This is a genomic window from Kitasatospora sp. NPDC029367 (assembly GCF_055569135.1).
On sequence record NZ_JBVHYH010000020.1, the window covers coordinates 12244 to 29226 of the forward strand.

General features: G+C 76.3%; 7 protein-coding genes. 2 read left to right on the forward strand and 5 right to left on the reverse strand.

Annotation, left to right across the window (positions count from 1 at the left end):
• Positions 1–95: 95 nt before the first annotated feature.
• Entirely contained in the window at positions 96–1259 is a 1164-nt protein-coding gene (locus ACZ4W5_RS13710) for an MFS transporter (RefSeq protein WP_465654416.1), read from the forward strand.
• A 109-nt stretch (positions 1260–1368) separates the two neighbouring features.
• The gene (locus ACZ4W5_RS13715; RefSeq protein WP_465654418.1) at positions 1369–2826 is read left to right on the forward strand and encodes an MFS transporter; all 1458 of its coding nucleotides are present in this window, start codon (positions 1369–1371) and stop codon (positions 2824–2826) included.
• Positions 2827–2943: 117 nt separating this feature from the next.
• Here the strand turns inward: ACZ4W5_RS13715 and ACZ4W5_RS13720 are convergent, their stop codons facing one another.
• The 5 genes from ACZ4W5_RS13720 to ACZ4W5_RS13740 all read right to left on the reverse strand — a co-directional run bounded on the left by ACZ4W5_RS13720 (position 2944) and on the right by ACZ4W5_RS13740 (position 16965).
• Positions 2944–4200, reverse strand: coding sequence for an AMP-binding protein (locus tag ACZ4W5_RS13720; protein WP_465654420.1), 1257 nt, complete (start codon positions 4198–4200; stop codon positions 2944–2946).
• Positions 4201–4345: 145 nt separating this feature from the next.
• Positions 4346–4873 (reverse strand): flavin reductase family protein, encoded by a 528-nt coding sequence (locus tag ACZ4W5_RS13725; protein WP_402483964.1) that lies wholly within the window; start codon positions 4871–4873, stop codon positions 4346–4348.
• A 16-nt stretch (positions 4874–4889) separates the two neighbouring features.
• Positions 4890–5669: a thioesterase II family protein gene (locus ACZ4W5_RS13730; RefSeq protein ID WP_402483966.1), complete on the reverse strand. Its 780-nt coding sequence runs from the start codon at positions 5667–5669 to the stop codon at positions 4890–4892.
• Positions 5666–8038, reverse strand: coding sequence for a beta-ketoacyl synthase N-terminal-like domain-containing protein (locus tag ACZ4W5_RS13735; RefSeq protein ID WP_465654423.1), 2373 nt, complete (start codon positions 8036–8038; stop codon positions 5666–5668). Before ACZ4W5_RS13735 ends, ACZ4W5_RS13730 begins: the two co-directional genes overlap by 4 nt.
• A gap of 8 nt (positions 8039–8046) precedes the next feature.
• Complete coding sequence (locus ACZ4W5_RS13740) at positions 8047–16965, reverse strand: SDR family NAD(P)-dependent oxidoreductase (protein ID WP_465654425.1); 8919 nt, start codon at positions 16963–16965, stop codon at positions 8047–8049.
• Positions 16966–16983 lie beyond the last annotated feature (18 nt).

The window sequence follows — 16983 nt, forward strand, 5'->3', positions numbered from 1 at the left end:
ACAACTCTAGAGTGTGCCACTAGAATCATACCCAGCGCACAGGAGGACGCAAGCTCATGCCCCTCAATACCACTCGCGCCAAGCACGAACAGCCCGTGACGACACCCAGGACGCTCGTCCCCGCGCTCACCACCGGGATGGGTCTGTCCATGCTGGTGCTCTACACCATCGGCTCGCTGGGCCCGTTCATCGTCGACGACCTCGGGATCACCCGCTCCGGACTGGGCCTGCTGCCCGCCGCGGCGTTCGGCACCGCCACCGTGATGTCCCTCTACGCCGGGCACCTCACCGACCTGCTCGGCGGCCGGCGGGTGTTCCTCGCCCTGCTCGCCGTGATCGGCGCCGACTTCGCCCTGCTGGCGGCCAGCCCCTCGTACGCGCTGCTGCTGGTCGCCCTCTGTCTCGCGGGCCTGCCCCAGGCGCTGGCCAACCCCTCGACCAACAAGCTGATCGCCGCCCATCTCCCGCCCGAGCGGCGCGCGCTGGCGATAGGCGCGAAGCAGTCCGGCATACCGCTGGCGGCCATGGGCGCCGGGCTCGTCTTCCCGGCACTGGCCGGTGCCGCCTCCTGGCGGGTCGCCGTCCTCGTGGTGGTCCCGGTGGCCCTGCTGACGGCGCTGGTGGCACGCACGGCGCTCCCCCGGGACCCGGCGCCCGCCGGGCCGACGCGCTTCGGCCTGCCCCAGCCGCCGAACGCCCCCACCCGCTGGTTGATGGCCTACGCACTGCTGATCGGCTGCGGGCTCTCCCCGCTCAACACCTACCTGCCGCTGTACGCCCACCAGCGACTGGGGATGAGCTCCACCGAGGCGGGCGCGCTGATCTCGGCGATCGGCCTGGCCGGGATCGCCGTCCGGCTGATGTGGAGCCGGATCAGCACCCGACTGGCCGACATCTCCGACGCCCTGCTCGCCATCGCGGGCACGGCGGCGGTCTGCAGCGCCCTCATCCCGGCCTCCACGCACGGCAGTTGGCTGGCCTGGGTGGGGACCCTGGGGCTCGGCACGGCGGCCGCGGCGGCCAACGCGGTCGCGATGGTCGCGGTGACCCGGGGCAGGGGGTTCGGCCTGACGGGGCACGCCTCCGGCCTGGTGTCGATGGGGTTCTTCGCCGGGTTCGCGGTCGGACCGATCGTGTTCGGCCGGCTCGCGGACGGTGCGGCGGGCTTCGGCGGCGGCTGGCTGATGGTCGCCGCGATGCTCGCGCTGGCCACGGTCTGCGCCCGGGCGGGCCGCAGGACCCTGGCCGCGGCGGCCTGAACACCAGTTCTCCGGTCACCGGGACTTTTCTAGAGCGGTTCACTAGAGCTAGACTCCAGTAAACGGCCGGGTACCACCCGCCCACGAACGAGGGGAGGAGGAGATCACGATGGCCGGCGGAGTACTCGCGGGACGGCGGGCGGCACTGTTGCTGCTCACCGGCGTCGAACTGATCGTCTTCCTGGACGTATCGATCATCAATCTGGCCCTACCGACGATCGGGGCCAAGCTCGGCCTCGGCATCGTCGCCCTGGTCTGGGTCAGCACGGCCTACCAGGTCTCCTTCGGCGGCTTCCAGCTCGGCGCGGGCCGGGCCAGCGACCTGCTCGGCCCGCGACGGATGTTCCAGGCAGGCCTGGGCATCTTCACCGGCGCCTCACTACTGGCCGGACTCGCCCACGCGGGCTGGCTGCTGATCGGCGCGCGGGCCCTGCAGGGGCTCGGCGCGGCGATCCTGATCCCGGCCGAACTCGCCCTGCTCGCACGGATGTTCACGGAACCCGAGGCCAGCCGGCGGGCGTTCGGCGTGTGGAGCGCGATGGGCGCGGTCGGCGCGGCCGGCGGCACCGCCCTCGGCGGCGTCATCGTCCAGGGCCTCGGCTGGGAGTGGATCTTCCTGCTGAACCTGCCGATCGGCGTGGCCGGCCTGGTGCTCAGCAACCGGCTGCTCCCCGTCGACGAGGTGGACACCCGGGAGGCCGGCCGCCGGCTCGACCTGCCCGGCCTGGTCACCGGCACCGGCTGCCTGCTGCTGGCGGTGTACGTGGTGACGGCCGCGACCGAGGGCGGCCTCGGCGCCCTGCAGTGGACGCTGGCCGTGCTGGCCGTCCTGCTCGGCGCCGCGTTCCTGCTGGTCGAGCAGCGGGTCGCCGAGCCGCTGCTGCCCTTCCGGATCTTCCGCGAGCGCAACATCAGCGGCTCCGCGGCGGCGAACTTCATCGTCGGCGCCACCCACGTGCCGGTGTTCGTGTTCGTCGCGATGTACTTCCAGGAGGTGCACGGCTACAGCGCGACCCGGTCCGGCCTGGCGGTGCTGCCGATCGCCCTGATCAGCATCCCGGTCTCCCGGATGCTGATCCCGGTGGCGCTCAAGCAGGTCGGGCCCCGCTGGGTGCTGGCGGGCGGCATGGCGCTGATGACGGTGGCGCTGCTCATGCTGAGCACCCTGCCGGTCGACGCCGCGTACCTGACCCGGTTCCTCCCGGCCGCGGTGGTCTTCGCGGTGGGCCTGCCGGCCTGCTTCGTCGGCTCCACCATGCCGGGCGTCAAGGCCGCCGCGCCCGAGGAGACCGGCACCGTCTCGGGCGTCATCAACACCACCCAGCGGCTCGGCGCCGGCCTCGGCGTCGCGGTGCTGGCCTCGGTGGCGAAGGACCGGACGGCCGACGCCGGGGGCACCCACGCCCAGGCCCTGGTCGACGGGTACCACCTGGCCTTCCTGGGCGCGGCCGGCCTGGCCGTCCTCGGGCTGGTGGTGGCCCTCACCGTGATCCGGCCGGAGCCTCGGCAGTCCGGGCAGCCGGCCGATGCTCCGGAGCCGACCGGGGATCCGGTGGCTGCCGAGTGACGGCGGCTCACAGAGCTGGGCAGGGGCAGCCGTCCGGGCCGCCCCTGCCCGTCCGGCCTTCCGGCCTCGGACACGGGGCGGCCGTCAGGCCCGGGCCGGGCGCGACGGCGGCGGCCGTCAGGCCCGGGCCGGGCGTGCGCCGACCAGTTCGAGGGTGCCGTCCGCGCGCCAGCGGGCCAGCCAGGGCGAGCGGTGCAGGTACGCCCGGCCGGACCCGGTGAAGTCCTCGGTCCCGGGACCGGCCTCCGGGAGCCCGATCCGGTCGAACGGGAGGGCGGGCCCGGTGGCGCACAGCTCGCCGACCCGGCCGGACGGCAGCACCCGGCCGCCCGGCTCGGTCACCTGGATGTGCACGTTCGGCACCGGGGTGCCGACGCCGGAGGCCGCCGCCTCGACGGGCCCGCCCGGGCTCAGCTCCTGGGCCGTCCACGGCGTCACGCCCCCGTCCGGGGCGAACTCGCCCCGCAGCCGGCTGGCCCGGTAGGCCGCGAAGTGGCGTTCCACCAGCTCCGGCGGACAGGGCCCGCCGAACAGCACCACCGCCCCGGGCCCGGCCCCGACCGGCCGGTCGGCCGCCGCGGTCAGCAACCGCGCGTACTCCTCGGGGCTGAACACCGATCCGGCCGCGCCGCCGAGGGCCTGCACCGCCGCCGCGTCCCCGGCCCGGCCGCACAGCGCGCCGCCGGAGGCGAAGGCCCACCACATGGCCGACAGGGTGCGCGGCCCGCCCGGGGCCTGACGCACCGCCACCGGGCCCCGGGCCGGGCCGATCTGCTGCATCCGGGCCGCCAGCACGTACTGCCAGGCGCGGTGGTCCACCAGTCGGCCGCCGTCCTCGTCCACCAGCAGGTACGCGGCGTCCATCGGGCCGGACCGGGGCAGCGCCGGGTCGATCCGAACCTCCGCCAGCCGCTCCCAGGTGCCGGGCTCGTCCAGGGTGATCAGCAGGCCCGGGTCCGGCCAGCTCGACCGGGTCGAGGTGCTGCACAGCACCACCCGCGCGCCGCTCACCAGGGCCGTCCTCGCGACTTCCGCCGGCGCCAGGTCGGACCGCACCGGGACGCAGACCCCGCCGGCCCGCAGCACCGCCAACTGCCCGACCACGGACTGCCGGTGGTCGTCGCAGTGCACCACCACCGGGTCACCGAGCTGCAGGCCGCCGAGCACCAGCGCGGAGGCCAGCTGGGTCGACCTGGCGTTCGCCCGGGCATACGTGAGGCGGCCCGCCTCCTCCCGTACGGCCACGGCCGCAGGGCACCGACGGGCCGCCCCGGTGAACACCGAATCGAGCGTGAACGGCCGGGTGGCCGCTGTTCCTCCGTCCCGCCGCGCGTCGTGCAGGCGGTGATGGAGCAGTACGGGCTGACTGGTCACCTGGTCCCCCATGGTTGCTGCGGTACGGATCGCGCTGGGAATGGCGCCGGCCAAAACGCGCCCACCCGTTCACCGATGTTGCATTCCGGTACCGCCCGGGGTCGCCTCCGAGATTGCCGCATGTGAATTCGCGGCATTCGGGGCCTCAGGAAATGTAGTCGTAGAGCAGATTGCTGTCCTCGCCGGACTCCGCCCAATTGCCGTATCGACGCATTCCGTACAGCAGTGGTTTCTGGAAACGGAGGAGGGTGACCGCGTGAACCCGGGCGAACACCACGCAGTGGTCGCCCACGACGTGCACGTCGGCCACCTCGCAGTCGGCGATGGTGTGCGCGGACTCCTCCAGGTGCGGCCCCCGGGCGCCCGGCCCGAGGGACCAGGCGACCCGGTCCCAGCGGTCGGCCGCCCCGGAGGCGAACAGCTCGGCCGTCGAACGGGCCTCGCTGTGCAGCAGGTTGACGGCGTAGCCGCCACTCTCCCGCACGGCCTCGACGGTCGGACTGCCGCGCCGCAGGCACACCAGCACGGTCGGCGGGTCCAGCGCGACGCTGCACAGCGAGGTGAGGGTCATCCCCCGGGGCTCGCCGAGCGCGGTCGTCGTGGTGACCACGGTGACCCCGGTCGGGAATCCGGCCATCAGCGGGCGGATATCCGGTGCACGGTCGGATGTCATGGCGGGCCTCCTGGTCTCAACGGCTTGCGAGTTCCGTCCGGCCCGCGGGCGCGCCGGACCGGCGGATCTCCTCGACCAGTTCGGCGGTGAACGCCGGGAAAGCCGGGCCGAGGAAGTGGAAATGACCGCCGGAGAAGGTCCGGCACTGGAATGCCCCCCTCGTCTCGGCGGCCCAGCCGGCCAGCGCGGAGGGCGGTGCCCACGGGTCGTCCACGCCGCCGAACGCCGTCACCGGCGCGGCCAGCGGGATCCGCGCCGGGCTCGGCCGGTAGCGGGCCACCGCCCGCAGGTCGGTGCGCACCAGCCGGAGGAACCGGTCGCGGAACTCCGGCAGTTCGTCGATCCGCGGGTGCAGCCCGCCCATCCTGGTCAGCTGGGTCATCAGCTCCGGGTCGGACAGCTCGTGGCCCGGCAGCGCCAGCGGCGGCGCCTCGGAGGGCGCCACCCGGCCGGACACCCCGAGCCAGCCCAGCCGGACGCCGGCCGCCTCCAGCGCCCGGGCGGTCTCGTACGCCAGCACCGCCCCCAGGCTGTGGCCGAACAGCGCGAGCGGCGCCCCGTCCGTCCACGGCAGGATGTCCGACACGCTGGAGGCAACCAGTTCGGGGACGGTGCCGAGGGCCGCCCGGTCGTGCCGCTTGCCCCGGCCGGGCAGGTCCAGCAGCAGCACGTCCCAGTTCTCCGGCAGCTCCCGGGTGAGCGGGAAGTAGGCGGCCGCCGAGCCGCCGGCGTGGTGGAAGACCACCAGCCGCAGCTCGGCGTCCTCCACCCGGCGCGGGCGCACGAACGCGGTCACGCCCGTGCCCCGGCCACGATGTCCTCGGCGAGCCGCCCGAGCAGTTCGGTGAGCGGCAGGTCGAGCGGCAGTTCCTCGGCGGTGAGGCCGACCCGGTAGTGCTCCTCGACCCGGGTGATGAACAGCGTGGACATGAAGGAGTCACCGCCGGAGTCCAGGAAGGACCGCTCCGGGTCCAGGGCCTCCGGCGCGTCCAGCACCGCGCCGAGCTGGGCCAGCAGGTACGCCTGCACCGCCGCCGCGTCCACCGGCTCGGGTGCCACCGGTCCCGCCTCGGCCGGGGCCGGGGCGGAGCCGCCGCCGAGGGCGGGCTCCTCCACCCAGTAGCGGCGGCGCTGGAACGGGTAGGTGGGCAGGTCGCCCAGCAGCCGGGCGCCCGGGGCGCGCAGCCCGGCCAGCGCCAGCTCCGCGCCGGCGGTGAACAACTCGGCCAGCAGACCGGGAAGTTGGACAGCCGGATCGGTGAGCGCCGTGCTGTGCGCAGTGCCGCCGGCGTCCCACTCCAGCCGCACCGGGCCCGGCTCGGTGCAGCGGGCGGTGACGACCGCCGGGCCGAGCGCGCCGAGCGCGGCGGCCAGCGCGGCAGCCGGGTCCGTCGCCGAAGCGTCCGCCAGTGCGGGGAACGCCCCGGCCAGGGCGGCCAGGCAGGCCGCGGTGGCGGCGGTGTCCTCGGGCAGCCGCAGCACCAGCCGGTGCGGGCCCTGCCCGGCGACCGCCGCGACCGGGCCGCGCACGGCCGCCGCCAGCGCCTCGGCCAGCTCCCCCGGGCCGCTGCCGGTGACGGCGATCCGGTGGGCGAACACGGCCCGCCCGGTACGCAGGGTGTGGCAGAGCGAGGGCAGCCGGGCCGGGTCGGCCTGCTTGAGGTACCGGACCACGGCGTCCGCCAGTTCGGACAGCGCCACCGGGTCCTTGGCGGAGAGCGTGAGCAGCTCCGGGTGCGGGTCGGCCGTCGGCTCGGGAGCGGTCTCCGGGCCCCGGTAGGACTCCAGTACGGCGTGCCCGTTGGTGCCGCTCATGCCGAAGGAGTTGACACCCACGATCCGCCGGTCCAGCTCGTCCGGCCACGGGTGGTTCCGGTCGGGCACGGTGATCCGCAGCCGCTCCCACGGGATGTGCGGGTTGAGCTCGCCGTCCTCGGCGGAGCGGGCGGCCGGGATCTCGCCGTGCTGGAGCATCAGCACGGCCTTCAGCAGCGCGGCCGCGCCGGACCCGGCCTCGAGGTGCCCGATCCGGGACTTGACGCTGCCGATCGCCAGCGGCAGCCCGCGTTCGCGGACGGCCCTGCCGAGCACCCCGTCGAGCGCGCCGACCTCGATCGGGTCGCCGAGTACCGTGCCGGTGCCGTGCGCCTCGACGTAGCCGATCTCGCCGGGCTCGACCCGGGCGTCCGCCAGGGCGGCCCGGATCACCTCCTGCTGGGCGGGGCCGTTGGGCACGGTCAGGCCGGAGGCGGCGCCGTCGTGGTTGACGGCGGTGCCGCGCACCACCGCGAGCACGGGCCGGCCCTCGGCCTCGGCGTCGGCCAGCCGCATCAGCACCAGCACGCCGACGCCCTCGCCCCGCCCGTACCCGTCCGCGGAGGCCAGGAAGGACTTGGAGCGGCCCTCCGGGGAGAGCGCCCGGGTCTGGCAGAGCGAGACCATCAGGTTCGCCGACAGCAGCAGGTTGGAGCCGCACACCAGGGCGTACCGGCACTCCCCGCCGCGAAGGCCGCGCACGGCCAGGTGCAGCGCGGACAGCGCGGAGGAGCAGGCGGTGTCCACGCTCAGCACCGGCCCGCGGAAGCCCATCACGTGGCTGATCCGCCCGGCGCCGAAGCAGAGGCCGCCGCCGGTGGTGTAGTACGGGTCGATCCTGGTCAGGTCGCTCCGGTCCTCCAGGCGCTCGCTGTACTCGGAGGCCATCATCCCGAGGTACACGCCGACGTCGAGCCGGTCGGCGCGGCGCACGGCCACACCGGCCCGCTCCAGCGCCTCCCAGGCGGTCTCCAGCAGCATCCGCTGCTGCGGGTCGAGCAGTTTGGCCTCGCGCCTGGAGATGCCGAAGAACTCGGCGTCGAAGTGCGAGATGTCGGTGAGGAACCCGGCCCGGTCCACGTAGGAGCGCCCGGGGCGGCCCGGCACGGGGTCGTGGACGGCCCGCAGGCCGGGCCGGTCCTCGGGGATCTCCGAGTAGGCGGTGCCGCTGCCCCGCAGGAACTCCCAGTAGGAGTCGGGCGAGTCCAGCCCGCCGGGCAGCCGCAGGGCCGTGCCCACCACCGCCAGCGGGGCGTGCCGTTCCTCCTCCAGCTCCCGGACACGGCTCCGGAGGCGGTGGGACAGCTTGAGCTGGTCCTCCATCAGTCGGCGAATCGTATCGGTGTCCATGTCGGTGCTCACCCCTCTTCTGCGACGTCCGTCCGCACGGCCCGGACGAGGTCCTCGAACGACAGGCCCGCCAGGCCCGGGAGGTCTTCGGCGGGCTCCTCCGGCCCGGCCGGGGCGGGCTCCTCGGGAAGGACCAGCGCGAGCGCGTGGGCGGCGAGTTGGGCGACGGTCGGGTGGTCCAGCGCCACGGTGGCGGGCAGCTCCTCGGCCAGCGCGTGGCCGAGCCTGGCCCGCAGGTCGATGACCATGATCGAGTCGAGGCCGCACTCGGTGAACCCGAGGTGGTCGTCGCCGGTCAGCGGTGCGCCCAGGACGGCTCCGGCGATCTCCCGGATCGCCTGCCGCAGCAGCTCCTCCCGCCCCTCGGCGGGGCAGTCGGCGAGCTGCTTGCGCAGTCCGCCGCGCGGTTCGGTCCGTACCGCGCCCGGACGCTCGGCCCGTTCGCCGGGCCGGACCGGGTCGGCGAACAGCCGCCCGCCCGCTGCCTGCCCGGCCTCCACGGCGACCGCCACCAGGCGGTGCCGGCGGCCGGCCAGCGCGAGCCGCAACAGCTCCTCGGCCTCCTGGTCGCCCAGCGCCCGGACGCCCCGGCGGGCGATCGCCCGCCCGGTCGCGGCGGTGCCGGCCAGGCCGCGCCGGGCCTCCGGGATCCAGGGGCCCCAGTCCACCGCGACGGCCCGCAGGCCGTCCTGCTCGCTCAGCCGCTCCGCGAGGCCGTCCAGGAAGCCGTTGGCGGCCGCGTAGTTCACCTGCCCGGCGGAGCCGAGCACGGAGGAGGCGGAGGAGAACAGCACCAGGGTGACGTCCTGACGGCCCGCCAGGGCCTCGGCCAGGTGGGCGGCGCCGTGCGCCTTGGCGGCGAACACCCGGGTCCAGGCGTCCTCGGTGAGCTGTTCGAAGGCCCCGTCCGCGGCCACGCCCGCCAGGTGCAGCACGGTGCCCAGGGGCGCCGTCCGGTCGGCCTCCTCCACCGCCCGGCGGCAGTCCACCGGGTCGGTGACGTCGCCCTGGACGGTCCGGACCTCGATCCCGCGCGCGGCCAGCCCGTCCAGCACGGCGCGGGCCACCTCGTCGGGCGCGGAACGGCCCATCAGGGTGATCGCCGGGGCGCCCAGTCCGGCCAGGAACCCGGCCGCGCTCAGCCCGAGCGAGCCGAGGCCGCCGGTGATCAGCACCGCCCCGGGCGCGCCGGGCGCCGCCTCGGCGGGGCAGGGCGCCAGCCGGGTGGTACGGACGGTCGTTCCGGTGATCTCCAGCCGGGTCTCCGGCACCTCCTCGGCGACCAGCCGGGCGAGTTCCCCGGCGGCGGCGGTGGCGTCCCAGTCGGCTGCCAGACCCAGCCGGACCAGCCGACGCCCGGGCTGCTCGGCCTCCAGCGAGGCGAGCATGCCCCACAGCGCCTCCCGGACGGGCGCGGCCGCGGCGGTGGCCAGGCCGAGCACCGCGTACGGCAGCGCCGGGTCGGCGGCCCGCAGGGTGTCGGCGAGGCCACGGGCGGCTGCCAGCGCCTCGGCGGGCCCGCCACTGCCGAGCGCGAAGCGAGCGTCCACCAGCAGGTCGAGGGGCGCGCCGACGGGCGGCGCGGTCTCCGGCTCCGTGACGGTGTGCCCGAGGGCGCGGAACGCGTCGGCCAGGGCGCGGCCGGTCCCGGTCCCGCCGCCGAGCAGGGCCACCCGCTGCGGCCCGGCGGCGGCGCCCGGCTCGCGGTCGGTTCGGTCGAGGACGTAGGCGTGCCGGGGGGCGTCGCGCAGCGAGCTCTCCAGCAGGGCGCGGGGGGCGCGCCGGAACCGGAAGCCCTCGATGTCGAGGACGGTGGCGCCGCTGTCGTCGAACAGGTGGATGTCGGCGGCGCTCACCCGCATCAGGCCGTCGGCGTCGGCGTCCCGGCCGAGGGCCCGGATGTGGCCCCACAGCTGCCGTCCGAGCCGGGGGCGGCCGGGGAAGGACAGCCGGGCGACCGCGAACGGGATCGCCAGGGCGGCCTCCTCGACGGTCGCGGCCGGGTCGGCCTCGGCGACGGCGAAGGTGACGGAGCTCTGCAGGCAGGAGTCCAGCAGGCCGGGGTGGATCTGCCAGCCCGCCGGGTCCTCGCGCGGGTCCTCGGGCTCCTGGTACCGGACCAGCGCCTCGTCGCCGCGCACCCAGACCTCGCCGATCCAGCGGAAGGACGGGCCGAGGTGGTAGCCGAGGGTACGCAGGTGCGCGTAGAAGTCCTCGCCGGAGAGCCGGCGTTCGGCGGCGGCGGCGAAGGCCGCCGGGACGGGGACGGCCCGGTCGGCCCGGCGCCGGCCCTCCGGGACGACCCGCGCCGACAGGTGCTCCTGCCAGCGGCGCCGGGCCGGGTCCACCAGGCTCTGCACGCTGACGGTCCGCCCGCCGCCCTCCCGGTGGCCCTCGATCACCTGGAGCGGGTAGCGCTCGCCCTCGCGCAGCACGAGCGCGCGGGGGAAGTACAGGTCCTCCAGGACGACCGGTTCACCGGCCGCACCGAGCGCGGACAGCGCGGTCGCGGTCTGCGAGGCGCCGGGCACCGAGACGGTGCCGAACAGCCGGTGGTCGGTCAGGTGGGCGGGGTACTCGGGGCTGCGCTCGGTGGCCCAGACCCGGCCGTCCAGCGCCGGGGAGCTGAGCTCGGTGCCCCAGGCCGGGCCCTGCGCGGCGACCGGCCGGGTGGCCTGGCCGGGCTTGACCGGCGTCCAGTACCGGGTGTCGGCGAACGGGTAGCGCGGGCCGCCGGTGCGGTCGGCGCCGGGCCTGACGTTGCGCCAGTCCAGGTTCTGGCCGCCGAGGTAGAGGATCCGGGCCGCGTCCAGCAGGGCGGCGCGCTCGCCGGTGCCGCGCCGCAACGAGGAGGCGAGGCCGGCGGTCGGGGCCAGCCCGGCGCCGTTGACCAGGTTGACCAGGGTGCGGTCGGGGCCGATCTCCAGGCACAGGTCGATGCCCAGGCCGGCCATCGACCGCAGGCCGTCCAGGAAGCGGACCGGGCGGCGGGCGTGCCGGCACCAGTAGTCCGCGTCGTACTCCTCCGGTCCGGCGAGCCGGCCGGTGACGTTGGAGACCACCGGGATCTCCGGGGCGCGGAACTCCAGGGGGGCGAGGGCGGCCCTCAGCCCCTCCACCGCCGGGTCCAGCAGGCGGCTGTGGAAGGCGTGCGAGACGCTCAACTTCCGTGCCCGGACGCCCTGTTCGCGCAGCTCGGCGGCCAGGGCGTCGATCTCCTCGGGCCGGCCGGCGACCACCACCGACTCGGGGCCGTTGACGGCCGCCAGGTCCAGCGCGCGGCCCCGGATCCACCCGTCCACCCGCTCCTCGTCGGCGACCACGGCGAGCATCGCGCCGCGTTCGGTGGCCTGCATCAGCCGGGCCCGTTCGGCGATCAGCGCCAGGCCGGTCGGCAGGTCCATCACCCCGGCGTGCAGGGCGGCGGAGACCTCGCCGACGCTGTGGCCCATCACCACCGCCGGGGTCACGCCCCAGGAGGTCCACAGCGCCGCCAGCGCGGTCTGCAGGGTGACCAGGGCGGGCTGGGTGACCCGGGTCTCGTTGATCGCGGCCCGGTCCGCGCCGGAGAACACCAGCTCGGTCAGCGAGGCGCCGAGCAGCGGCGCCAGCACCGCGTCGCAGCGGTCGAAGGTCTCGCGGAACACCGGCTCGGTCTCGTACAGCTCCCGGCCCATCCCGAAGTACTGGCTGCCCTGGCCGGAGAACAGGAAGGCCACCCGGGGGGAGCGCAGCGCCGGACCGGCGGGCGCGGCCTCCCGCAGCCCCTCCAGCAACCGCTCGCGGCTGCTGCCGAGCAGCGCCCGGCGGTACGGGAAGTGGCGGCGGCCGGCCCCGGCGGCGGCGGTCAGCCGGGCCAGGTCGGTGTCGGCGGCCCCGGCCAGCTCCCGCTGCCACGCCTCGGTGAGCCGGGCCAGGCCGTCCTCGTCGGGGGCGGAGAGCGTCAGCAGGTGCGCGGTGTCCGGCCCGCCGGGCGCGGGCGTGGTTACGGTGGCGGGCGTGGTTACGGTGGCGGGCGTGGTCACGGTGGCGGGCGTGGTCACGGTGGCGGGCGGGTCGGCCAGCAGCACGTGGGCGTTGGTGCCGGTGAAGCCGAACCCGGAGACCCCGGCCACCCTCGGGGTGCTGCCGCGCCGCCAGGGCGAGGTGGTCTCGACCACCCGGACGTTCATGTCCGCCCAGGACACGTGCGCGTTGGGCTCGGTGAAGTGCAGGTTGCCCGGGATCACGTCGTGGTGCAGGGACAGCACCGTCTTGATCAGCGACACCACCCCGGCCGCGGACTCGCAGTGCCCCAGGTTGCTCTTCACCGAGCCGACCTGCAGGGTCTCCCCCGGGCGGCGCCCCTCGCCCAGCACCCGCCAGGCGGCGCCGAGTTCGATCGGGTCGCCGAGGGTGGTGCCGGTGCCGTGCGCCTCCAGGTAGCCGACCTCGCGGCCCTCCAGCCGGGCGTCCTGGAGGGCGGCCCGCAGCATCGCCTCCTGGGCGGCGCCGTTCGGCGCGGTCAGGCCGGAGGAGGCGCCGTCCTGGTTCATCGCGCTGCCGCGGATCACCGCGTACACCCGGTCGCCGTCGCGCAGGGCGTCGCCCAGCCGCTTCAGCACCAGCACGCCGCACGCCTCGGAGCGGGCGAAGCCGTTGGCGTCCGCCGAGAAGGTCCGGCAGCGGCCGTCCGGGGAGAGCATGTGGGCCCGGCTGACGGCCGTCCAGGAGGCCCGGTCGAGCAGCACGTTGACGCCGCCGACGAGCGCGGCCTCGCTCTCCCCCGTGCGCAGCGAGCGCACCGCGAGGTGCACCGCGACCAGGGAGGAGGAGCAGGCGGTGTCCACCGCGACGGCGGGGCCGGTCAGGCCGAGGGTGTAGGCGAGGCGCCCGGCGGCGGCGTTCAGCGCGGTGCCGGTGCTGTAGTACGCGTCGACCTCGTCCGGTCCGGCCTCGGCGAGCAGCCGGGCGTAGTCGGCGTAGCTGACGCCGACGAACACGCCGGTACGGGTGGCGCGCAGCCGCTCGGGGTCGGTGCCGGCGTCCTCCAGGGCGTGCCAGGCGGACTCCAGCAGCAGGCGCTGCTGCGGGTCGAGGTTCTCGGCCTCGCGGGCCGGGATGCCGAAGAACGCGGCGTCGAAGCGGTCCAGGTCGCGCAGGAAGCCGCCCTGGTCGGTGACGGAGGGGCCGTCGCCGAGCCCGGCGAGGGCGGGCCGGTCGTCCGGGACGCGGGTGATGCCGTCGCGGCCCTCGCGCAGCAGCTGCCACAGCTCCTCGACGGTGTCGGCCTGGGGGAAGCGCCCGGCCATGCCGACGATCGCGATCGGCTCGGGGGCGCCCGTGGGCACCGCCTCGGCGGCGGTCGGCGCGGCGGTCGGCGCGGCGGTCGGCGCGGCGGGGGCCGGCGGCTCGGCCGGGCGGAGCGGGGCGGCCTTCGCGGTGCGCGCGGCCGGCGCTTCCGGGCGGAGGAGGTGCTCGGTGAGCCGGACCACGGTGGGGTGGTCGAAGACCTCGCCGACCGCGACGGTGGTGTCGAACGCCTCGCCGAGCCGGGCGGCCAGGTCGACGGCGGCGATGGAGTCCAGCCCGAGGGTGAGGAACCCGGCGGTCTCGTCGATGTCCTCGGCGCCCGCGTGGCCGAGCTGCGCGGCAAGCAGCCGGGCGACCTCGGTCCGGGCGGCGGCGGGCCGGGCCCGCTCGGGCAGGGCGGCGAGCCGGGCGGTCACCGACGCCTCGTGCCGGACGGCGGGCCCGACCGCGGCGGGGGTGCCGAGCACGCCGCGCGGGCGCAGGCCCGCCAGCACCGTGCGCAGCCGGGCGAGGTCCAGCGGGCAGGCGATCAGGTGGGCCTCCGGCCCGTCGGCGGCGACGGCCAGGGCGGCCCGGCCGGAGGCGGCGTCGAAGGAGCCGACGCCGAGCCTGGCGGAACGTTCCAGCAGGGCGGCGTCCGCCATGCCCGCGCGGTCGGCACCGCCCAGCGCCCACGGCCCGTAGCCGAGCGAGACGGCGGGCAGGCCGAGTCCGACCCGGTGGGCGGCGAGCGCGTCCAGGGCGCCGTTGGCGGCGGAGTAGGCGGCGCAGTCCTCGGTGCCCCAGACCGCGGAGACCGAGGAGACCAGGACGAAGAAGTCCAGCTCCCAGCCCTCGGCCGAGGCGGCCCGGTGCAGCCACCAGGCGCCCCCGGCCTTGGCCCGCAGCGAGTCGGCGAAGCCCTCGGCGGTGAGCTCCGCGGCGGGGGTGCGGGTGAGGGTGCCGGCGGCGTGCAGGACGCCGCGGACGGGCGGCAGGCCGGTGAGGGAGGTGCACGCCTCGGCGAGCGCCTCGGCGGTGTCGCAGCCGCCGCCCCGGTAGACGGCGCGGACGCCGCCGGCCGCCAGCTCGGCGAGGAAGTCCCTTGCGGCGGGCTCCAGTTCACCCTCCGGGCGGCGGCCGATCAGCAGCAGGGAGCGGGCCCCGCGCGCGACCAGCTCGGCGGTCAGCTCACGGCCCACTCCGCCGAGCGCGCCGGTCACCAGGTAGGTGGCGTCCGCGCGGAGCTCGGCGGTGGCGGCGGGGGCGGCCGTGCCCGGGGCCAGCCGGGGCACCCGGACGGTGCCCGCGCGGACGGCGGCCAGGTCCTCGGCGCGGTCGGGCGAGGTCAGCAGGGCGAGCAGGGCCCGGGCGTCGGCCGGGGTCGGCTCGGCGGGCAGGTCGACGAGGCCGCCCCAGCGGGTGCCGAACTCGAGGCCGAGGACCGGCCCGAGTCCGTGCAGCGCGCCGTGGTCGGTGGCCTCGGTGGACTCGCCCTCGGCGGTCCGCCGGACGGCCCGGGTCAGGGCGTGCACCCGGAGGCCGGGCCGGTCGGCGGCGGAGGCGGCGGCGACCGCGTCGGTGACGGCGGCGCAGAGCACGGCCTGGGCCGTGGCCGGGTCGGCCTCCGTGAGCGGCCGCGGCCGGTAGGCGAGGACCAGACCGGCCGCGGCCTCGACCTGGCGGGCCCAGTGGGCCGTCCAGGCGGTTCGGTCCCCCGGCAGCGCTTCGTGCCGCCAGCCCGGGGGCGGGTTCAGCGGGCCGGGGCTCAGGAGCACACCTTCGTGCCCCCGGGCCGCCGCCTCCCCGGCGATGAGTTCCAGCGTCCGAGTGTCGTCCCCCGCGAGGACGAGGAGTTCGGCCGCCCCGGCGGCGGCCGGGTCGTGGTCCTGCCAGCGCAGCTGGTGGGCGGCGGCAGATGCGGTGGCCGGGGCCGCGGACGGGGCGGCCGCCGTCTCGGGCGCGAGGCGCTGCCGCTGCCACGGGTAGGTCGGCAGATCGAGGACCCGGCGGGGCAGGGCGGGCAACGGGGCGTTCGGGCCGGGGACCACGGACGGGTCCTCGGCGCCGGCCGCCAGGGCGCGCAGGGCCCGGGCGGCGGAGGCGGGGTCGGCGGCCAGGATCCGGGCGGCGGCCTCGTGGCGGGCCCGGCCCTCGGTGGCGGTGTGGGCGAACGCCGGGTAGTCGGCGGCCGCCAGGCCGTCCAGCCGCTCGGCGTAGCGGACGGCGAGCTCGCGCAGCGCCTCGGGCGTCCGGGCGGACAGGTCGAAGCCGGTCACCTCGACGGCCTCGGGCGCCTCGACGGGGTCGGCGGCGCCCAGGATGACGTGGGCGTTGGTGCCGCTCATGCCGAAGGAGCTGACGCCGGCGTAGCGGCCGGCCCCGGCGGGCCAGTCGGTGAGTTCGGTGGGCAGGATGATGCCGGTGCCGGCGAGGTCGATCCGCGGGTTGAGGGTGCGGAAGTGGACCAGCGGCGGCAGTTGACGGTGTTTCAGGCAGAGCATGGTCTTGACCAGCCCGGCCACCCCGGCCGCCGACTCCAGGTGGCCGAGGTTGGTCTTGACGGCACCGACCACGAGCGGGGCGCCGCCGCTGGGCCGCCCGAGGGCGGTGGCCAGGGCCTCGAGCTCGATCGGGTCGCCGAGCGAGGTTCCGGTGCCGTGCGCCTCGACGTAGCCGATGTCGGCGGGCTCCAACCGGGCGTCGCCGAGGGCCTGTTCGAGCAGGGCGACCTGGGAGAGCACGTTGGGCGCGGTGAACCCGCCGGAACGGCCGTCCTGGTTGACGGCCGAACCGTGGATGACGGCCTGCACCCGGTCGCCGTCGCGCAGCGCGTGGTCGAGGCGCTTGAGCACCACGACGCCGCAGCCCTCGCCCCGGGTGAAGCCGTTGGCACGGGCGTCGAACGCCTTGCAGAGGCCGTCGGGGGCGAGCGAGCGGGTCTCCTGGACCAGCCGCATCGACTGCGGGGACATGATCAGGTTGGTGCCCGCGGCGAGCGCGGTCTCGCACTCGCCGCGGCGCAGCGCCTGGACCGCCAGGTGGACGGAGACCAGCGAGGAGGAGCAGGCGGTGTCGACGGAGACGGTCGGGCCGGTGAGGCCGAGCGCGTACGCGACCCGGCCCGCGGCGAAGTTGTGGCCGTTGCCGGTGGTCCAGTACGCGTCCGGGTCCCCGGCCAGCCACTCCCGGTAGTCCTGCCACATGATGCCGAGGTAGAGGCCGGTCCGGCTGCCCTGGAGGCGGTCGGCGGCCAGGCCGGCGTTCTCCAGGGCCTCCCAGCTGACCTCCAGCAGCAGGCGGTGCTGCGGGTCGAGGTGCCGGGCCTCGCGCGGGCTGATTCCGAAGAACGCCGCGTCGAAGTCCAGGACCTCGTCCAGGAACCCGCCGCGCTGCGGCAGGCCCTCCCAGGCGGCCGCGAACGGCCCCTTGCGTTCGGGCCGCAGCCGACCGACCAGATCGCGGCCCTCCGCGAGGGCCGTCCAGTAGCCGTCCTGGCCGTCGATGCCACCGGGCAGGCGGAGTCCGGCGCCGATGACGGCGATCGCCTGCCCGCCCTGCTGCTCGTCGAGTTGGCGGCGCAGCGTGCGGATCGTGGCGAGTGCCCGGGTGAGCGGGGTCTGGCGGGATCCGTCGGTGGTGCTTGTCTCAGGCATGGATCGGTTCCTCGCGGT

What these genes read in the sequence shown, in the direction of transcription:
- ACZ4W5_RS13715 (WP_465654418.1), top strand. Translation starts at nt 1,369, where the DNA reads ATGGCCGGCGGAGTACTCGCGGGACGGCGGGCGGCACTGTTGCTGCTC.
- ACZ4W5_RS13740 (WP_465654425.1), bottom strand. Translation starts at nt 16,965, where the DNA reads ATGCCTGAGACAAGCACCACCGACGGATCCCGCCAGACCCCGCTCACC.
- ACZ4W5_RS13735 (WP_465654423.1), bottom strand. Translation starts at nt 8,038, where the DNA reads ATGGACACCGATACGATTCGCCGACTGATGGAGGACCAGCTCAAGCTG.
- ACZ4W5_RS13725 (WP_402483964.1), bottom strand. Translation starts at nt 4,873, where the DNA reads ATGACATCCGACCGTGCACCGGATATCCGCCCGCTGATGGCCGGATTC.